Source organism: Pseudoalteromonas sp. MMG010, from assembly GCF_018100905.1.
Taxonomy (GTDB): domain Bacteria; phylum Pseudomonadota; class Gammaproteobacteria; order Enterobacterales; family Alteromonadaceae; genus Pseudoalteromonas.
In genome coordinates, this window is the sequence record NZ_JAGJEG010000002.1 from 179625 (window position 1) to 194150 (window position 14526).

The 14526-nt window shown below is 36.0% G+C and carries 15 protein-coding genes and 1 tRNA gene; 5 read left to right on the plus strand and 11 right to left on the minus strand.

Annotated features, from left to right (window positions below):
- The first annotated feature begins 104 nt into the window (after positions 1-104).
- Positions 105-1769: a glutamine--tRNA ligase gene (gene glnS / locus J8L70_RS03775; protein ID WP_211054146.1), complete on the plus strand. Its 1665-nt coding sequence runs from the start codon at positions 105-107 to the stop codon at positions 1767-1769.
- Between the two features lie 68 nt (positions 1770-1837).
- Here glnS and fur read toward each other — a convergent pair whose 3' ends face one another.
- The 5 genes from fur to J8L70_RS03800 all read right to left on the minus strand — a co-directional run bounded on the left by fur (position 1838) and on the right by J8L70_RS03800 (position 4332).
- Positions 1838-2281: a ferric iron uptake transcriptional regulator gene (fur, locus tag J8L70_RS03780; protein WP_211054147.1), complete on the minus strand. Its 444-nt coding sequence runs from the start codon at positions 2279-2281 to the stop codon at positions 1838-1840.
- Positions 2282-2438: 157 nt separating this feature from the next.
- Positions 2439-2966 carry a flavodoxin FldA gene (gene fldA / locus J8L70_RS03785; RefSeq protein ID WP_211054148.1) on the minus strand — a complete coding sequence of 176 codons (528 nt, stop codon included), beginning with the start codon at positions 2964-2966 and terminating at the stop codon, positions 2439-2441.
- Positions 2967-2978: 12 nt separating this feature from the next.
- On the minus strand, positions 2979-3257 hold the full coding sequence (ybfE, locus tag J8L70_RS03790; RefSeq protein ID WP_211054149.1) for a LexA regulated protein: 279 nt from the start codon (positions 3255-3257) through the stop codon (positions 2979-2981).
- Between the two features lie 2 nt (positions 3258-3259).
- A complete protein-coding gene (locus J8L70_RS03795) occupies positions 3260-3481 on the minus strand; it encodes a DUF2788 domain-containing protein (protein ID WP_211054150.1) in 222 nt (73 codons plus the stop codon).
- Positions 3482-3570: 89 nt separating this feature from the next.
- Entirely contained in the window at positions 3571-4332 is a 762-nt protein-coding gene (locus J8L70_RS03800) for an alpha/beta fold hydrolase (protein ID WP_211054151.1), read from the minus strand.
- Between the two features lie 168 nt (positions 4333-4500).
- Here J8L70_RS03800 and J8L70_RS03805 point away from each other — a divergent pair.
- From J8L70_RS03805 to J8L70_RS03815, 3 genes are all read left to right on the plus strand, one after another.
- Positions 4501-4591: transfer RNA gene (locus J8L70_RS03805), tRNA-Ser, on the plus strand.
- Between the two features lie 51 nt (positions 4592-4642).
- Positions 4643-5026 carry a hypothetical protein gene (locus J8L70_RS03810; RefSeq protein ID WP_211054152.1) on the plus strand — a complete coding sequence of 128 codons (384 nt, stop codon included), beginning with the start codon at positions 4643-4645 and terminating at the stop codon, positions 5024-5026.
- A 69-nt stretch (positions 5027-5095) separates the two neighbouring features.
- Positions 5096-5716: an FKBP-type peptidyl-prolyl cis-trans isomerase gene (locus J8L70_RS03815; RefSeq protein ID WP_211054153.1), complete on the plus strand. Its 621-nt coding sequence runs from the start codon at positions 5096-5098 to the stop codon at positions 5714-5716.
- 280 nt (positions 5717-5996) lie between these two features.
- On the opposite strand, the gene J8L70_RS03820 is transcribed toward J8L70_RS03815, so the two are convergent.
- Complete coding sequence (locus J8L70_RS03820; RefSeq protein ID WP_211054154.1) at positions 5997-8396, minus strand: TonB-dependent receptor; 2400 nt, start codon at positions 8394-8396, stop codon at positions 5997-5999.
- Positions 8397-8531: 135 nt separating this feature from the next.
- Positions 8532-8930: a YkgJ family cysteine cluster protein gene (locus tag J8L70_RS03825; protein ID WP_211054155.1), complete on the minus strand. Its 399-nt coding sequence runs from the start codon at positions 8928-8930 to the stop codon at positions 8532-8534.
- A 151-nt stretch (positions 8931-9081) separates the two neighbouring features.
- Between J8L70_RS03825 and J8L70_RS03830 the strand changes: the two genes are divergently transcribed.
- The gene (locus tag J8L70_RS03830) at positions 9082-9495 is read left to right on the plus strand and encodes a tetratricopeptide repeat protein (protein WP_211054156.1); all 414 of its coding nucleotides are present in this window, start codon (positions 9082-9084) and stop codon (positions 9493-9495) included.
- Between the two features lie 46 nt (positions 9496-9541).
- Here J8L70_RS03830 and J8L70_RS03835 read toward each other — a convergent pair whose 3' ends face one another.
- The 4 genes from J8L70_RS03835 to nrdA all read right to left on the minus strand — a co-directional run bounded on the left by J8L70_RS03835 (position 9542) and on the right by nrdA (position 14417).
- Complete coding sequence (locus tag J8L70_RS03835; RefSeq protein ID WP_211054157.1) at positions 9542-10537, minus strand: alpha/beta hydrolase; 996 nt, start codon at positions 10535-10537, stop codon at positions 9542-9544.
- 132 nt (positions 10538-10669) lie between these two features.
- Positions 10670-10939 carry a class I ribonucleotide reductase maintenance protein YfaE gene (gene yfaE, locus J8L70_RS03840; protein WP_211054158.1) on the minus strand — a complete coding sequence of 90 codons (270 nt, stop codon included), beginning with the start codon at positions 10937-10939 and terminating at the stop codon, positions 10670-10672.
- Complete coding sequence (gene nrdB / locus J8L70_RS03845) at positions 10939-12069, minus strand: class Ia ribonucleoside-diphosphate reductase subunit beta (protein WP_211054159.1); 1131 nt, start codon at positions 12067-12069, stop codon at positions 10939-10941. Before nrdB ends, yfaE begins: the two co-directional genes overlap by 1 nt.
- A 65-nt stretch (positions 12070-12134) precedes the next feature.
- On the minus strand, positions 12135-14417 hold the full coding sequence (gene nrdA / locus J8L70_RS03850; RefSeq protein ID WP_211054160.1) for a class 1a ribonucleoside-diphosphate reductase subunit alpha: 2283 nt from the start codon (positions 14415-14417) through the stop codon (positions 12135-12137).
- Between the last annotated feature and the right edge of the window lie 109 nt (positions 14418-14526).

Below are 14526 nucleotides of genomic sequence, written 5' to 3' on the forward strand. Positions count from 1 at the left end.
AATCGAATTTAAATATAAACGCAGGTAGTACTGTATGTTAGAGCTGCTTTTTGTAATAATGGCTTAGTTTTGTTATCACGCATTATTCAGAGGATCAGACTCCTATGGCGGAAATCGAGAATCGCCCAAGTAACTTTATTAGAACACGTATTAATGAAGATTTAGCAGCTGGAAAACATGCTTCAACGCATACCCGTTTCCCACCTGAGCCTAATGGCTTTTTGCATATAGGTCATGCTAAATCTATTTGTTTAAATTTTGGTATTGCCCAAGATTATAATGGTCAATGTAATCTCCGCTTTGACGATACTAACCCTGAAAAAGAAGACATTAACTACGTTAATTCTATAAAAGAAGATGTTAAATGGTTAGGTTTTAATTGGGATGGCGACATTAAATATTCTTCAAACTATTTTGATACTTTATATGGTTACGCTGTAGAACTTATCGAAAAAGGCTTAGCATATGTGTGCTTTTTATCTGCCGATGAAGCACGTGAATACCGTGGTACATTAAAAGAGCCAGGTAAAAATAGCCCATATCGCGATACCACTGTTGATGAAAACTTAGCATTGTTTGAAAAAATGCGAGCAGGCGAATTCAAAGAAGGCGAGTGTGTATTACGCGCCAAAATTGATATGGCTAGTTCGTTTATGGTTTTACGCGATCCAATTATATATCGTGTGCGTTTTGCGCATCACCACCAAACTGCTGATAAATGGTGTATTTACCCTATGTACGATTTTACGCATTGTATTTCTGATGCGTTAGAAGGTATTACACATTCATTATGTACGCTTGAATTCCAAGATAATCGTCGGTTGTATGATTGGGTACTTGATAATATCAGTCTAGAATGCCACCCTCAACAAATTGAGTTTTCAAGGTTAAACCTTGAATATACAATTATGTCTAAGCGTAAGCTTAATAACTTAGTTATTAATAACTTTGTTGAAGGTTGGGATGATCCCCGTATGCCTACTATCGCGGGTTTAAGACGTCGCGGCTATACACCGGCTTCTATTCGTGAGTTTTGTTTACGTATCGGCGTAACTAAGCAAGAAAACATGGTAGAAATGGGAATGCTAGAGGCGTGTATTCGAGATGATCTAAACGAAAATGCACCTAGAGCAATGGCTGTATTAGATCCAGTGAAAGTCGTAATAGAAAACTATCCTGTTGATAACATCGAAACACTCTGCGTTGCAAATCACCCAAATAAAGAAGAAATGGGTCGTCGTGAAGTTCCGTTTACTCGCGAACTTTATATTGAACGCGAAGATTTTAGAGAGTCTGCTAATAATAAATTTAAGCGTTTAGTACTTGATAAAGAAGTTCGTTTACGCGGCGCTTATGTTATTAAAGCAAACCGTGTTGAAAAAGACGAAAATGACGAAATAACCACTATTTACTGTAGTTATGATGACGAGACGTTAGGAAAAAATCCAAGTGATGGCCGCAAAGTAAAAGGGGTTATCCATTGGGTGTCTGCTCCTGAATCTGTAACAGCAGAAGTCCGTCTTTACGATAGATTGTTTAATGTACCAAATCCTGGCGCAGCTGAAGAATTTGAAACTACATTGAACCCAGAGTCATTAGTTGTGCTTACTCACGCTAAACTTGAAAAGTCTTTAGCTGATTCGCAGCTAGGGCAGGGCTTTCAATTTGAAAGAACAGGCTATTTCTCAAGAGATACTAAATCTGAGGCTTTGGTGTTTAATCAAACCGTTGGTTTGAGAGATTCTTGGGCTAAAGTTGAAAAAAACTAAAACACGATTAGTTTAAGTTTATTTTAGTTATAAAAAAACCTGCTATTTAGCAGGTTTTTTAATTGTATTTAGCTATTGCTTTCAGCGAAGCTTTTGCATTGTTCTTTATCATCACATTCGCCATATAGATACAGAGAATGGTTTGTTAGTTTAATGCCATTGGCTTGTGCAATTTCAAGCTGACGATTTTCGATTAAATCATCTTCAAATTCGACTACTTTGCCACATTTAAGACAGACTAAATGGTCGTGGTGCGTGCTACCTGACAATTCAAAAACAGATTTACCGCCTTCAAAATGGTGACGGCTTACAATACCAGCATCATCAAATTGGTTTAATACACGGTATACCGTGGCTAAACCGATTTCTTCACCAAGGTCTAATAAAATTTTGTAAACATCTTCAGCGCTGATGTGTTGGTTATCTGGAGATTGTAAAATCTCTAATATTTTAATTCGCGGCAAAGTTACTTTTAAGCCGGCTTTTTTTAGTTCCAAATTATGATCAGTCATTAAATCTGTCTCAATTTTATAGTGTGAACACTTAACACCAAGGTATTAATTAATTTATCAACCTTAGGATAACGTGCAAATGCAATAAGTGCAAAGTAGAATTATCGCTAAGCAAATGTTTGTTAGCGATAAATATTTAAAATATACAGGTAGCTAATTAATCAGCTAATTCACTTAAGCACATTTCTTCATACACTTGAGCACTCCAAGCCTTAACGCGCTGCTCTGTTAATTCTGGTTGACGGTCTTCGTCAATACCTAAACCTACAAAGTGATTGTCATCAGCCATGCCTTTAGATGCTTCAAAGTCATAACCTTCTGTTGGCCAGTTTCCAACAACAATAGCACCACGTTCGGTCACGATATCGTTGATCATACCCATTGCATCTAAGAAGTACTCAGCATAGTCTTCTTGGTCTCCGCAACCGAAAATAGCAACTAATTTGCCATCGAAATCAACTTCTTCTAGTTCTGGGAAAAAGTCATCCCAATCACATTGAGCTTCGCCATAATACCAAGTTGGTATACCAAACAAGATCAAATCAAATTCAGCAATCTGCTCTTTTGAGCTTTTTGCAATATCATGCACAGCAACAAGCTTTTTACCCAATTCTTTTTGGATCATTTTTGCTACGTGCTCTGTGTTACCCGTATCACTTCCGAAAAAAATACCTACACTTGCCATGAATTAAACCTTTTATGTATCAATAGCCAATCTTTCTTGTAAAATTGTCTCGATCAATGCGCTTCGGCTAATGTTTTGCGCGTCTGCCATATCACTTAAAGCCTGATATAGCTGTGATGAAACTTTAAACTCTACGCGTTTTAAACCACGCGCCTTATCTCTTTTAACTTGATTACGTTTATTTACTTTTAATTGCATATCCCGTGGTAAGGGGTTCGTTTTAGGCCTACCAGGTCGCTTTTCATATTCAAATAAATCAAGTGTTGTTCTATCTGTTTCTGATTTGGCCATGCTTAACCTACACCCGCACCTTGCCAAAATATCTGTATAAGTCCTTTAGCTATAAAGCCAGAGCAACCTAAAAATAATACAAGCCATACAATATAACGGCCAAACTTAGGCACATTGCCACTTTTGAGAACGTCTTTAATTGCCATGCCGATAAAAATAAATATACCTGCTAAGCCAAAGTAAAGACCGATCGTATCAAATTCATTAATAAACTGACTGACCATTAGCGTATAACCTTTAAATTAAACGGCGCATACTATAGCATAAAAATATATGTATATTTAGCCCGATAATTGAAATTCAGTGATAAAAATTAGTTTAAAAAATCTTGGATTATTTTATTAACAGCCTGTGGTTTTTGCGCATGTAACCAATGACCTGCACCATGGATGATTTTTACACTGGTATTTTTAAATCGGGAAATAATAGCATCTTTATGTTCTGGTAATATATAGTCAGAATCATTTCCTTTGATAAATAGAGTATCACATAAACAAGAATTGTTTTCATTAACATTAGCGGTGATCGTGCGATATTTTTCATCTAATACGGCTAAATTGAAACGCCAATGGTATTCGTTATTTTCATTTTTAGTTAAACTTTTAAGTAAAAATTGGCGCACACCTAATTCTTCGATAAAAGGCTGCATGAGTAAATCAGCCTGTTTTCTATCATTTACTTGTTTTTCTTGGACATGTTTTAATGCATGAATGATTTTTGTGTGTCGGGCAGGGTATTCAACAGGCGCAATATCTAACACAACTAATTTGTTTATTTTATCACTGTGCGTTAAAGCAAGTTGCATGGCGACCTTACCTCCCATGGAGTGGCCAATAATATGCGCTTTTTTAATTCCTAATGAGTCCATTAAACTACAAATATCATCTGCCATTGCTTCATAATTCATTTGTGGACTATGAAAAGAACCACCATGATTTCTTAAATCTACATTGGTGACTTTATAATGTTCACTGAGTGGCTTAGCGATCACGTTTAAGTTTTCTAATGAGCCAAACAAACCGTGGATTAAAATAACATCTTCACCAGTGCCTATTTGTTTATAATTTAATAACATTGTTTTACCCATGTGATTTGTACTTAATTTAATACGAAAATTCTAATCATGTAATAATACTAAAAATGGGTAAATTAAACTCATTAATTGTTTAATAATATTATTTATCTATTTTTCTTCAATTATCTCTTTACAACTTACGCGAATATCCCTATTATTCAGCGCGTCGGAGAGATGGCAGAGTGGTCGAATGCACCGGTCTTGAAAACCGGCATGGGTTTGTAGCCCATCTAGGGTTCAAATCCCTATCTCTCCACCATTATTTAAAAAAACCGCCTATTGGCGGTTTTTTGCTTTGTGGAGAATATAAATGTCAGCGAATAATTTAACACGTAGCCAAAGAGTTATTAAACATGTATTAATTTGGATTGTGTTTGGTTATTGTTATCAAAGCTCTAGCAGTTTAATGGTTAGAATGGCAGCAGATGCACAGCCAGAAAATGAAATCATCACCGCGTTTTTTTATGCGCTAGGCTTTAATGTGTTAGTTGCACATTTAATCACTAAATATGACAAGTTTTGGCCTATCATTGCCTCTATTGTGATTGGTACAGTGGGGCTAATAGTTGTGCCTTTAATATTGTTTGGTACTACTGGTTTATTAGAATTTAAACTACTTGCTGGTATTTTATGCACTTTACCTATTTGTACCTTTATTGTTGGTATGATTAAGCGAAAACTCACCAAAAACTAGCACCAAACACGATTTATTTTATGTTAGCATATACATGTCTTTTAACTAATAAAACGTGAAAAACACATTATGTCAGATAATTTTACAACAGATGCTGAAAAAGCAAGCTATGGTATTGGTTTACAAATGGGTGAGCAACTTAAAGCAAACCCTTTTGAAGGTTTAAACCTTAATTCAGTGTTTGAAGGCATGAAAGATGCGTATGCCGGTGGTGAGTTTCAAGTAGAGATCCCTGAGATCCAAGCTGCTTTTGAAAAAATCAACACTGAAATTCAAGCGCGCCGTGAAGAAGAGTCTAAAGTACTTTCAGCAGAAGGCGTTGCCTTTTTAGCTGAAAATGCAAAGCGTCCAGAAATCACTGTTACAGAATCTGGTCTTCAATACGAAGTACTTAATGCAGGTGAAGGCGAAAAGCCAACTGCAGAATCAACAGTACGTGTTGATTACCACGGTACATTAATTAACGGTACCGTTTTTGATAGTTCATACGAACGTGGTCAAGCTGCTGAATTCCCAGTAGGTGGCGTTATCAAAGGTTGGACTGAAGCACTTCAAATGATGACTGTTGGTACTAAATGGCGTATATACGTTCCTAGTGAGCTTGCTTACGGTGAACGTGGCGCAGGTGCTGCAATTGCACCTTACTCAACACTTATCTTTGATGTTGAATTACACGAAATCGTTTCTTAATTTTTATTAAACGTTACTAAAACCGCATTTTATAATGCGGTTTTTTTATGCTTAAATTTTATCAGCAATATTGCTTATTGGCGTTAATAGACACGGGTATGAATATACTGAGGCATTAACGATTATTAATACGCTAAAAGAGCCACAAGAGAAGGGGGTGAAAGTGTAAATGTTGAAAATTATCCATAAAAAAAGCCAGATATAAAGTGCTTTATATCTGGCTTTAATATGTCAATTAACCACTTGGTTTTATCGACATCAGTAACTAAGAGCTATTACATTAAAAATAACCACGTACACCTAAGCGCAAGTTACGACCCGGTAATGGAGCAATATCTTTAATAAATGAGCTATGAACAAAGCCTAATTCATCAGTTAGGTTATCAATATTTAGATATATTTGCGTGTCTATACCGCCAAGATCAAGTTGATAATTTGCACTTGCATCGAACAACGTATAACTTTTCGTACTTGTTTCATATTCAGTAATATCAGTTTGTTCAAAGTAATGTGTGCCCGTTAGAGTAAAGCGTAAATCACCTAAATCATACTGTAGCTCTGAGCCTAATTTATTAGAAGGAATACGGGGTAAATTACCATTATCATCTTTTAACTTAGCACGGGTTGAATCACCAAAAACTTTAATTGTTGCATCATTATTTACTTTATAATGAGCATCGAACTCAAAACCATATAGCTGTGCATCTTTACTGTTAAATTGATAAACAGCAATTGCATCATCATGTGCTTCTTCTGCAGATTCTAAGCCATCTTCTTCGTCGTACATAAGCCCTGTATTTTCTTGATAATAAAAGTTTTTAATATCATTGTAGAAAAAGTTCACTGTATAACCAAAGTCACCAGTAAAGCGTCTAAAGCTTATATCAAAGTTCGTTGATTTTTCTTGTTTAATGTCTTCAGGCTCAAAATGTATCTCATTATCTTCAATATGATAGCCAAGACCAAGCTCATATACACCCGTTGCTATGTGTATACCGTTCGATAACAACTCAGCAGATAAAGGGGCACGCTCTGAATGCGATAAACTCGCTGAGAAGCTTTGTCCCGGTGTATAATTCCATATTGCGCCAATAGAGGCACTTACATTAGTGAAGCTTTCATTGTATGCAACGGCTTCTTCGTGCTCATCATGATCTTCTTCATCATCATGACTATGCTCGTATTCAGTAACATCACTGTCTATTTGGTAGTCTTCAATTCGTGCACCTAACTCAACGGTAACATCTGAAAAATCACGCTCTTCAAGTAAATATAATGCATGCGAGGTCGTTACACTGGCAGGTGTGAAAGCTTCTTCACCAATTGCATCATAATCAGAATCGCTATAGTGATAGCCAATCATACCATGCCAATCAGCAAGTTTGTGTTCTATGTTTAAACGTGCTTCAGTGGTTTCATTAGTAAAAGTAGTACCAATTGCACCATCTTCAATTTCACTATGTGAATAATCGGTATAACCTAATCTTAAGTTAATGCTTTCGATCCAGTTATTATGAAGTGAATAACTTAAAAGAGCTTGGTAACGGTCTTGCTCTAAATGAGCATAAACACTTTCTTCTTCCTCTTCATCATGATCTTCATCATCATGGTCTTCTTCATCATGATCTTCATCATCATGATCTTCTTCTTCCTCTTCATGCTCATGATCATGTTCATGACCAGGAATACCATACTCAGTATCTATACTACCGTATGAAAAGCCAACAGTTAGGTGTTCACCGACATAACTTGTACCAAAGTTAAATGTTTCACTGTCAATGAAAGTGTTTTCTACTGAGTTTAGCGTTTCTATATCGCCATCATCATCTTCAACACTAAATGTAGGGGTTTCGTAATCGTCACCACTGCGTTTAGTGCCATCAAAATGAAAGTTAAAACCATTGTTGCCTGTTTCTAATTTAGCAGCGACCGTGTTTGAATTTGATACTGTATCGTGGCTATATTCAGCTGCACCAGAAAGCTCAGTTAATGCGCTAGTTGGAATGCGGTTATCAACAACATTGACAACACCACCAATTGCACCCGAACCATAAAGTAGGGTACTTGGACCACGAAGCACTTCAATTTGTTCTGCAGCTAAGCTATCACTTGATGTAGCATGATCGGGACCAACACGCGATGCATCGCTTGCATCTAAACCATTTGAAGTAATTTTAACTCGAGGACCATCTAAACCACGAATGATTGGACTTGATGATACAGGACCAAAGTAGCTCGCATTGACACCCGGTAAGCTTTTTAAAGTTTCACCTAAGGTTGCTTGCGATTTATTTTTTAATTCATCACCACTTAAAACGCTTACCGGTGAAATCATTTCTAAACTGTTTTTATGTAATGCAGAGGCGTATACCACTACAGTTTCTACTGATGTAGGGACTAAAGAAACCGTTACATTATTAGATGAATCATTGACAGCAATACGTGAATCAACATAATTATCTTTACTGATATGAAGTTGGCTTTTAGCATCTACATCAATACTAAACTCACCTTTTAGGTTAGTTTGTACACTTTGTGTTTTACCATGTAAATGTACAGTAGCATTTTTAATAGGTTGATTTTTGTCATCAACTACTTTGCCGTTAACAGTTGCGGCTAGTGTAGAGTATGAACATAAAGCAGATAATACTGCGGTAGAAATGAGAGTTAGCTTTGTCATTTGTATCGTTTTGTGGTTTTAATAATATGCTATAATATATCAAATCATATTTATCAAAACAATGATGTTATACCATCACTAACTTGCTTTGCGCTCAATGACCTCTATGTACGATAAATAACATTTATAATTACCTTAGCGCTTACTGTGGCGGCTATCTATCATAATGATGTCGAGCTTTTTTTGTGCTTTAAATTGGTGTTCTATATCGCAAGGCTCTATCATTTCACACTCATCACGGATCATTTCTGTTATTAAGCTAGGGTAATGTTTACAATCGTCTGGTCGGTCTAAATAGATATCACAGATATATTTGTCTTTATCGTTTGCTGATTTTTTTTCGATAAGTGTTAAAAATGGACACTGAGTTAATTTAACGCCTGTATCTGGGTCAAACCATATTTGTTGGTTTTTAACATATGCATAAATATCAGGATTAAATAATTCCCAAAGTGCTATCTCTTCTTCTGAAACATCTAAATCTTCTCCGCCATATTTAGTGCAACATTTACCACATTGGTTACATTCTTTCATTAGCATGCCTATGTTTAGATTGCCGTAACGGATAACAGTGCAATATAATGATCTTACATTGCAGATAATAGATATTTTAAAGTAATTATTTACCGTTAAGCTGATTGATTATCGCGATGTATCTCTTGTTGTTAAAAATATTAGGGTAAAAATGAATACTAAAATTTATAAATCTGTACACACATTAGCAGAGTCACTGATGCTTGCTGCGCAAAAAAAGAATCAAAAGCAATTTGATTTACTGTATTCACAATTAAAAAAGATTTGTGTCGAAAATGACAATACAACGAAAGATCACCCAGTACAATGGGAAACTTTAGCCGACTTTACAGATGATTATGACGAGGCATTAACTATTTATGAAATTGCACTTAATAAAGCGATGGCTATAAATAATAAAGATCATTTGTCATCTATCGCTTTTGCGATGGCAGGTTTACAAATAGAATTAGGTCAAAAAGATAAAGCACTTAAAAACTTAAATGATGCGAAAATAAGTGCAAATAAAATTCAAGATAAAGAATTAAAAACAGACATAGCAGCATTACTTTCGTCTATTTCATAAATTAAATAGCAGGGCAACGCGTTTGACGTTGCCCTGCAATGCAGTGTTACTTTTTTAAACTTAATAAAAATTCGGTAATATATTGTGCAATTTCAACTGGTTTTTCTTCTACACTAAAATGCCCAGCATCAAGTAAATGTAATTGTGCTTTTGGTACATCTTGTAGATATGCCTTAGCGCCGGGTGCAATAAATGCCGGATCATTTTTACCCCATACAATTAGTGTTGGGGGTTGATACTGCCTTAAATATGCCTGCCACTTCGGATACTCAAGAAGGTTATTATAATAATCTTTAAATAGTTGTACTTGTATTAGCCTATCCGACTCAGTACTTAAAAAATGAAGATCGTGTGTCCAACTATCTGGGCTCATGATATCTGGTTTATTTTGTACATCTCTTAAGTATTGTTTGTTAATTATGGCCTCTGTTGAGGTAAATGAATATAGCTTTTTATGTTGATCGTTGCTTTTATCTAAATTCGCTTGTTTAAAAAACTGTTGCCTTTGTGGGGTAAGGCCTGCAAGGTAAGCATTGGCATTTTGTACAATTAAGGCTTCTAATTTATTGGGATCCTTTAACAGCATTTTATACCCAACAGGTGCACCAAAATCTTGCATATATAGACTGTAATTATCAATTTTTAATGTCTTTAATAATCCGCTTGTATACTTGGCAAGTAAATCAAAAGTGTATTTATGTGTGTTTGGATCAGGGCGTGCGCTATAACCAGAGCCCAAATAATCAGGAGCAATTACATGAAATCGTCCTGATAACAATGGAATAAGCTCACGATAGCTATGAGATGAAGCAGGGTAGCCATGTAATAACACAATAGTTTGTTTATGCTGTTTACCAGCTTCACGATAGAATATTTTTTTACCGTATACCTCAACATAGTGATAGCTTGTTTTACTAGGCCATACAGCGTTAACCGTTGAAGCCGAGTGAGCGAAAGTCGTCTTACTTACAATTAGTATTAAAAATAATAGTGCAGAAATAACGACTGGATTTGATCTAAGGGTGTCACGAGGTATGTGCATTAAAATTAGCCTATTAGCAGGTAAGCATGATTTATATAGATATTAAAGAGACCTGCTAAAAGATATTTTTAATTCATTGAAATATAACTAATAGTAAAAAATTTAAAAGTGGGGGAGTCGTAGTCACTTTAATTAAATATTGATTGTAATCGCACCGTTAGGTTTACAACAACATAATAAAATTTCACCTTCGCGCACAAAAGCTAATGGCTCTTCATTATAATGCACGTTTCCAGCAATTAAAGTGGCTCTACAGGCGCCGCAATAACCTTCGCGGCATTGATATGAAACAGGTATTTTTTTTGTTTCTAAACATTGTAGAGCACACTGATCACCAGCTTTAAATTCTATACACTGGCCCGTGGCCGCAAGTGTAATACTTGCAGGCATTTTTTCAGACATTATAAATCAAAATCACCAAAATCAGATGCATCAACTTGTGAATCTATTTGACCAACAAGGTAAGAGCTAATTTCAGCCTCTTGAGGCGCAACTTGTACGTTATCAGATACAAGCCATGAATTAATCCATGGAATAGGGTTACTGTTGTTTTCAAATTGAGCAGGCAAGCCAATTGCAGTCATACGTGCATTAGTAATGTATTCAACATATTGGCATAAAATATGTTTATTTAAACCAATCATTGATCCATCTTTAAATAAGTATTCAGCCCATTCTTTTTCTTGCTCGGCTGCTTCAACAAACATAGCAATCGCTTCGTCTTGGCACTGGGCCGCAACAATGGCCATTTCAGGGTCGTCTTTGCCTTCTTGCATTATATTTAAAATGTGTTGTGTACCAGATAAATGAAGTGCTTCATCACGAGCAATGAGTTTAATAATTTTAGCATTACCTTCCATCACTTCACGCTCAGCAAATGCAAACGAACAAGCAAAGCTGACATAAAAACGAATTGCCTCAAGAATATTTACCGACATCATTGCCAGGTACAGTTTTTTCTTAAGTTCAAATAAATTAACCACCACGGTATTACCATTTATCTCATGCTTTCCTTCTCCGTATAAATTATACAAAGACACCGAATTAATAAGATCATCGTAATAAGTGGTTACCGCATCAGCGCGTTCACTAATTTTGTCGTTACTTACAATGTCGTCAAAAATAAGTTCAGGCGATTGTGTTACATTACGAATAATATGCGTGTAAGAGCGGCTATGAATGGTTTCACTAAACGCCCACGTTTCTATCCATGTTTCTAATTCAGGGATAGATACAATAGGAAGTAGAGCTACGTTAGGAGAACGCCCTTGAACACTATCAAGTAAGGTTTGATATTTTAAATTACTAAGAAATATATGTTTTTCGTGTTCGGGTAATGCTTGAAAATCTAAGCGGTCTTTACTTACATCTACTTCTTCTGGACGCCAAAAAAATGATAATTGTTTTTCTATTAACTTTTCAAAAATAGGATATTTTTGTTGATCATAACGAGAAACGTTAACGGTTTGACCAAAAAACATCGGCTCTTGCATTTGGTTATTATGTTTACGGCTGAAAGTAGTATAAGACATAGTTATCACTCAAAAATCTAACAAAATAAAGCGGGCAATCGCCCGCTTAAACTAAAACAGTAAAATTATATTTTACACGCGCCGCCTGCACAGTCGTCATCTTCAACTTCAGGTTTATCTTCTTGCGCGTCTGAGGCTCCATCACGAGTGTTATGGTAATACAGAGTTTTAACACCCAATTTATATGCACCCAATAAATCTTTTAGTAAGACCTTCATCGGTACTTTACCACCTTCGTAGTTATTAGGATCATAATTTGTGTTAGCAGATATAGTTTGGTCAATGAACTTCTGCATGATACCAACAAGCTGTAGGTAACCATCATTTGAAGGAATATCCCAAAGCAATTCATAATTATCTTTTAAACGCTGATATTCAGGTACAACTTGTTTTAAAATACCATCTTTACTGGCTTTAACACTAATATGACCACGTGGTGGCTCAATACCATTTGTCGCATTTGATATTTGCGATGATGTTTCTGATGGCATTAATGCACTTAGGGTTGAGTTACGCATGCCGTGTTCAACAATGCTGGCACGTAACGAATTCCAATCTAAGTGTAACGGCTCATCACAAATTTTATCTAAATCACGTTTGTACGTATCGGTTGGCATAATACCTTGTGAATACGTCGTTTCGTTAAATTTAGGACAAGCACCACGCTCTTTTGCAAGTTCATTAGACGCTTTCATCAAATAATATTGAATTGCTTCGAATGTTTTATGAGTGAGTGCATTTGCACTACCATCAGAATAACGTTTACCATTTTTAGCTAAGTAATAGGCAAAGTTAATTACACCTATTCCAAGAGTTCGACGTCCCATGGTTGCATTTTTTGCCGCTGGTACGGGGTAGTCTTGAAAATCAAGTAAGTTATCTAAAGCACGAACAGCAAGTTCAGCCAATTCTTCTAATTCATCTAATGACTCTATCGCACCTAAGTTAAATGCAGAGAGTGTACACAGCGCAATTTCGCCATCTTCATCATTTACATTGTTAAGTGGTTTAGTAGGTAAAGCAATTTCTAAACATAAGTTAGATTGGCGAATTGGTGCCACGGTAGAAATAAATGGGCTATGTGTATTACAGTGATCTACGTTTTGTAAATAAATACGACCCGTGCTAGCACGTTCTTGTGCAAACATAGAGAACAACTCAATCGCCTTAATACGTTTTTTACGAATAGACTCATCTTGCTCATATTTTACATATAGCTCGTCAAATTTTGCTTGGTCTTCAAAAAACGCATCATAGAGTCCTGGTACATCAGAAGGGCTGAATAATGTAATGTAATCATCTTTAATTAATCGAGAATACATCAGTTTATTAAACTGCACACCGTAATCTAAATGACGTACGCGGTTATCATCTACACCACGGTTATTTTTAAGTACTAGCAAGTTTTCAACTTCAAGGTGCCATAATGGATAAAACAGCGTCGCTGCGCCACCACGCACACCACCTTGTGAACAACTTTTAACAGCCGTTTGAAAATGCTTATAAAACGGAATACACCCTGTGTGGTATGCTTCGCCGTTACGAATTGGGCTACCTAATGCACGAATACGCCCCGCATTAATACCAATACCAGCTCGTTGTGAAACATACTTAACAATTGCAGATGAGGCTGCATTGATTGAATCTAAGCTATCGCCACATTCAATCAAAACACATGAACTAAATTGACGAGTAGGGGTACGCACACCCGACATAATTGGTGTTGGTAATGAAATTTTAAATAACGAGACCGCATCATAAAAACGTTTAATGTAATCGATACGTGTGTCTCGTGGGTAATCTGAAAACAAACTTGCAGCCACTAAGATATATAAAAACTGTGCGCTTTCATATATTTCACCAGTTACTCGGTTTTGAACTAAGTATTTACCTTCAAGTTGTTTTACTGCGGCATAGCTGAAATTAAGATCGCGAGCATGATCTAAATAATCATCAAGCTCATCTAATTCTTGTTCAGTGTAATCAACTAATAAATGGGCATCATAACGTTTATCAGCAACCATTTTAGTCACGTGATCAAATAAACGAGGTGGTTCAAATTGGCCATATGCTTTTTTACGCAAATGGAACACAGCTAATCGCGCTGCTAAATATTGATAATCAGGCGACTCTTTAGATATCTGATCGGCAGCAGCTTTAATAATCGTTTCGTGAATATCTTCGGTACGAATACCATCATAAAATTGAATATGTGATTTTAATTCAACTTGTGAAACGGATACATTGTTAAGCCCTTCGGCTGCCCATTCAATAACACGATGGATCTTATCAAGATCAAGAAGTTCTTTGCGTCCATCACGTTTGCTCACAGATAACTGTTGATTCATAGTTTTGCCTGTTTCCTTTGGGAAATATGTAAATTGGCCAATGACTTACATCTTTAAATACAAGATGAACGTTCATTTATTATTAGTTTTGTATATTACACAAATTTAA

Bases quoted from the DNA above. Each gene is read 5' to 3' on its own strand.
- nrdA (WP_211054160.1), bottom strand. From the start codon at position 14,417: ATGAATCAACAGTTATCTGTGAGCAAACGTGATGGACGCAAAGAACTT.
- J8L70_RS03815 (WP_211054153.1), top strand. From the start codon at position 5,096: ATGTCAGATAATTTTACAACAGATGCTGAAAAAGCAAGCTATGGTATT.
- J8L70_RS03835 (WP_211054157.1), bottom strand. From the start codon at position 10,537: ATGCACATACCTCGTGACACCCTTAGATCAAATCCAGTCGTTATTTCT.
- J8L70_RS03810 (WP_211054152.1), top strand. From the start codon at position 4,643: ATGTCAGCGAATAATTTAACACGTAGCCAAAGAGTTATTAAACATGTA.
- J8L70_RS03800 (WP_211054151.1), bottom strand. From the start codon at position 4,332: ATGTTATTAAATTATAAACAAATAGGCACTGGTGAAGATGTTATTTTA.
- fur (WP_211054147.1), bottom strand. From the start codon at position 2,281: ATGACTGATCATAATTTGGAACTAAAAAAAGCCGGCTTAAAAGTAACT.
- J8L70_RS03795 (WP_211054150.1), bottom strand. From the start codon at position 3,481: ATGGTCAGTCAGTTTATTAATGAATTTGATACGATCGGTCTTTACTTT.
- J8L70_RS03825 (WP_211054155.1), bottom strand. From the start codon at position 8,930: ATGAAAGAATGTAACCAATGTGGTAAATGTTGCACTAAATATGGCGGA.
- J8L70_RS03820 (WP_211054154.1), bottom strand. From the start codon at position 8,396: ATGACAAAGCTAACTCTCATTTCTACCGCAGTATTATCTGCTTTATGT.
- nrdB (WP_211054159.1), bottom strand. From the start codon at position 12,069: ATGTCTTATACTACTTTCAGCCGTAAACATAATAACCAAATGCAAGAG.
- J8L70_RS03830 (WP_211054156.1), top strand. From the start codon at position 9,082: ATGAATACTAAAATTTATAAATCTGTACACACATTAGCAGAGTCACTG.
- ybfE (WP_211054149.1), bottom strand. From the start codon at position 3,257: ATGGCCAAATCAGAAACAGATAGAACAACACTTGATTTATTTGAATAT.
- fldA (WP_211054148.1), bottom strand. From the start codon at position 2,966: ATGGCAAGTGTAGGTATTTTTTTCGGAAGTGATACGGGTAACACAGAG.
- glnS (WP_211054146.1), top strand. From the start codon at position 105: ATGGCGGAAATCGAGAATCGCCCAAGTAACTTTATTAGAACACGTATT.
- yfaE (WP_211054158.1), bottom strand. From the start codon at position 10,939: ATGTCTGAAAAAATGCCTGCAAGTATTACACTTGCGGCCACGGGCCAG.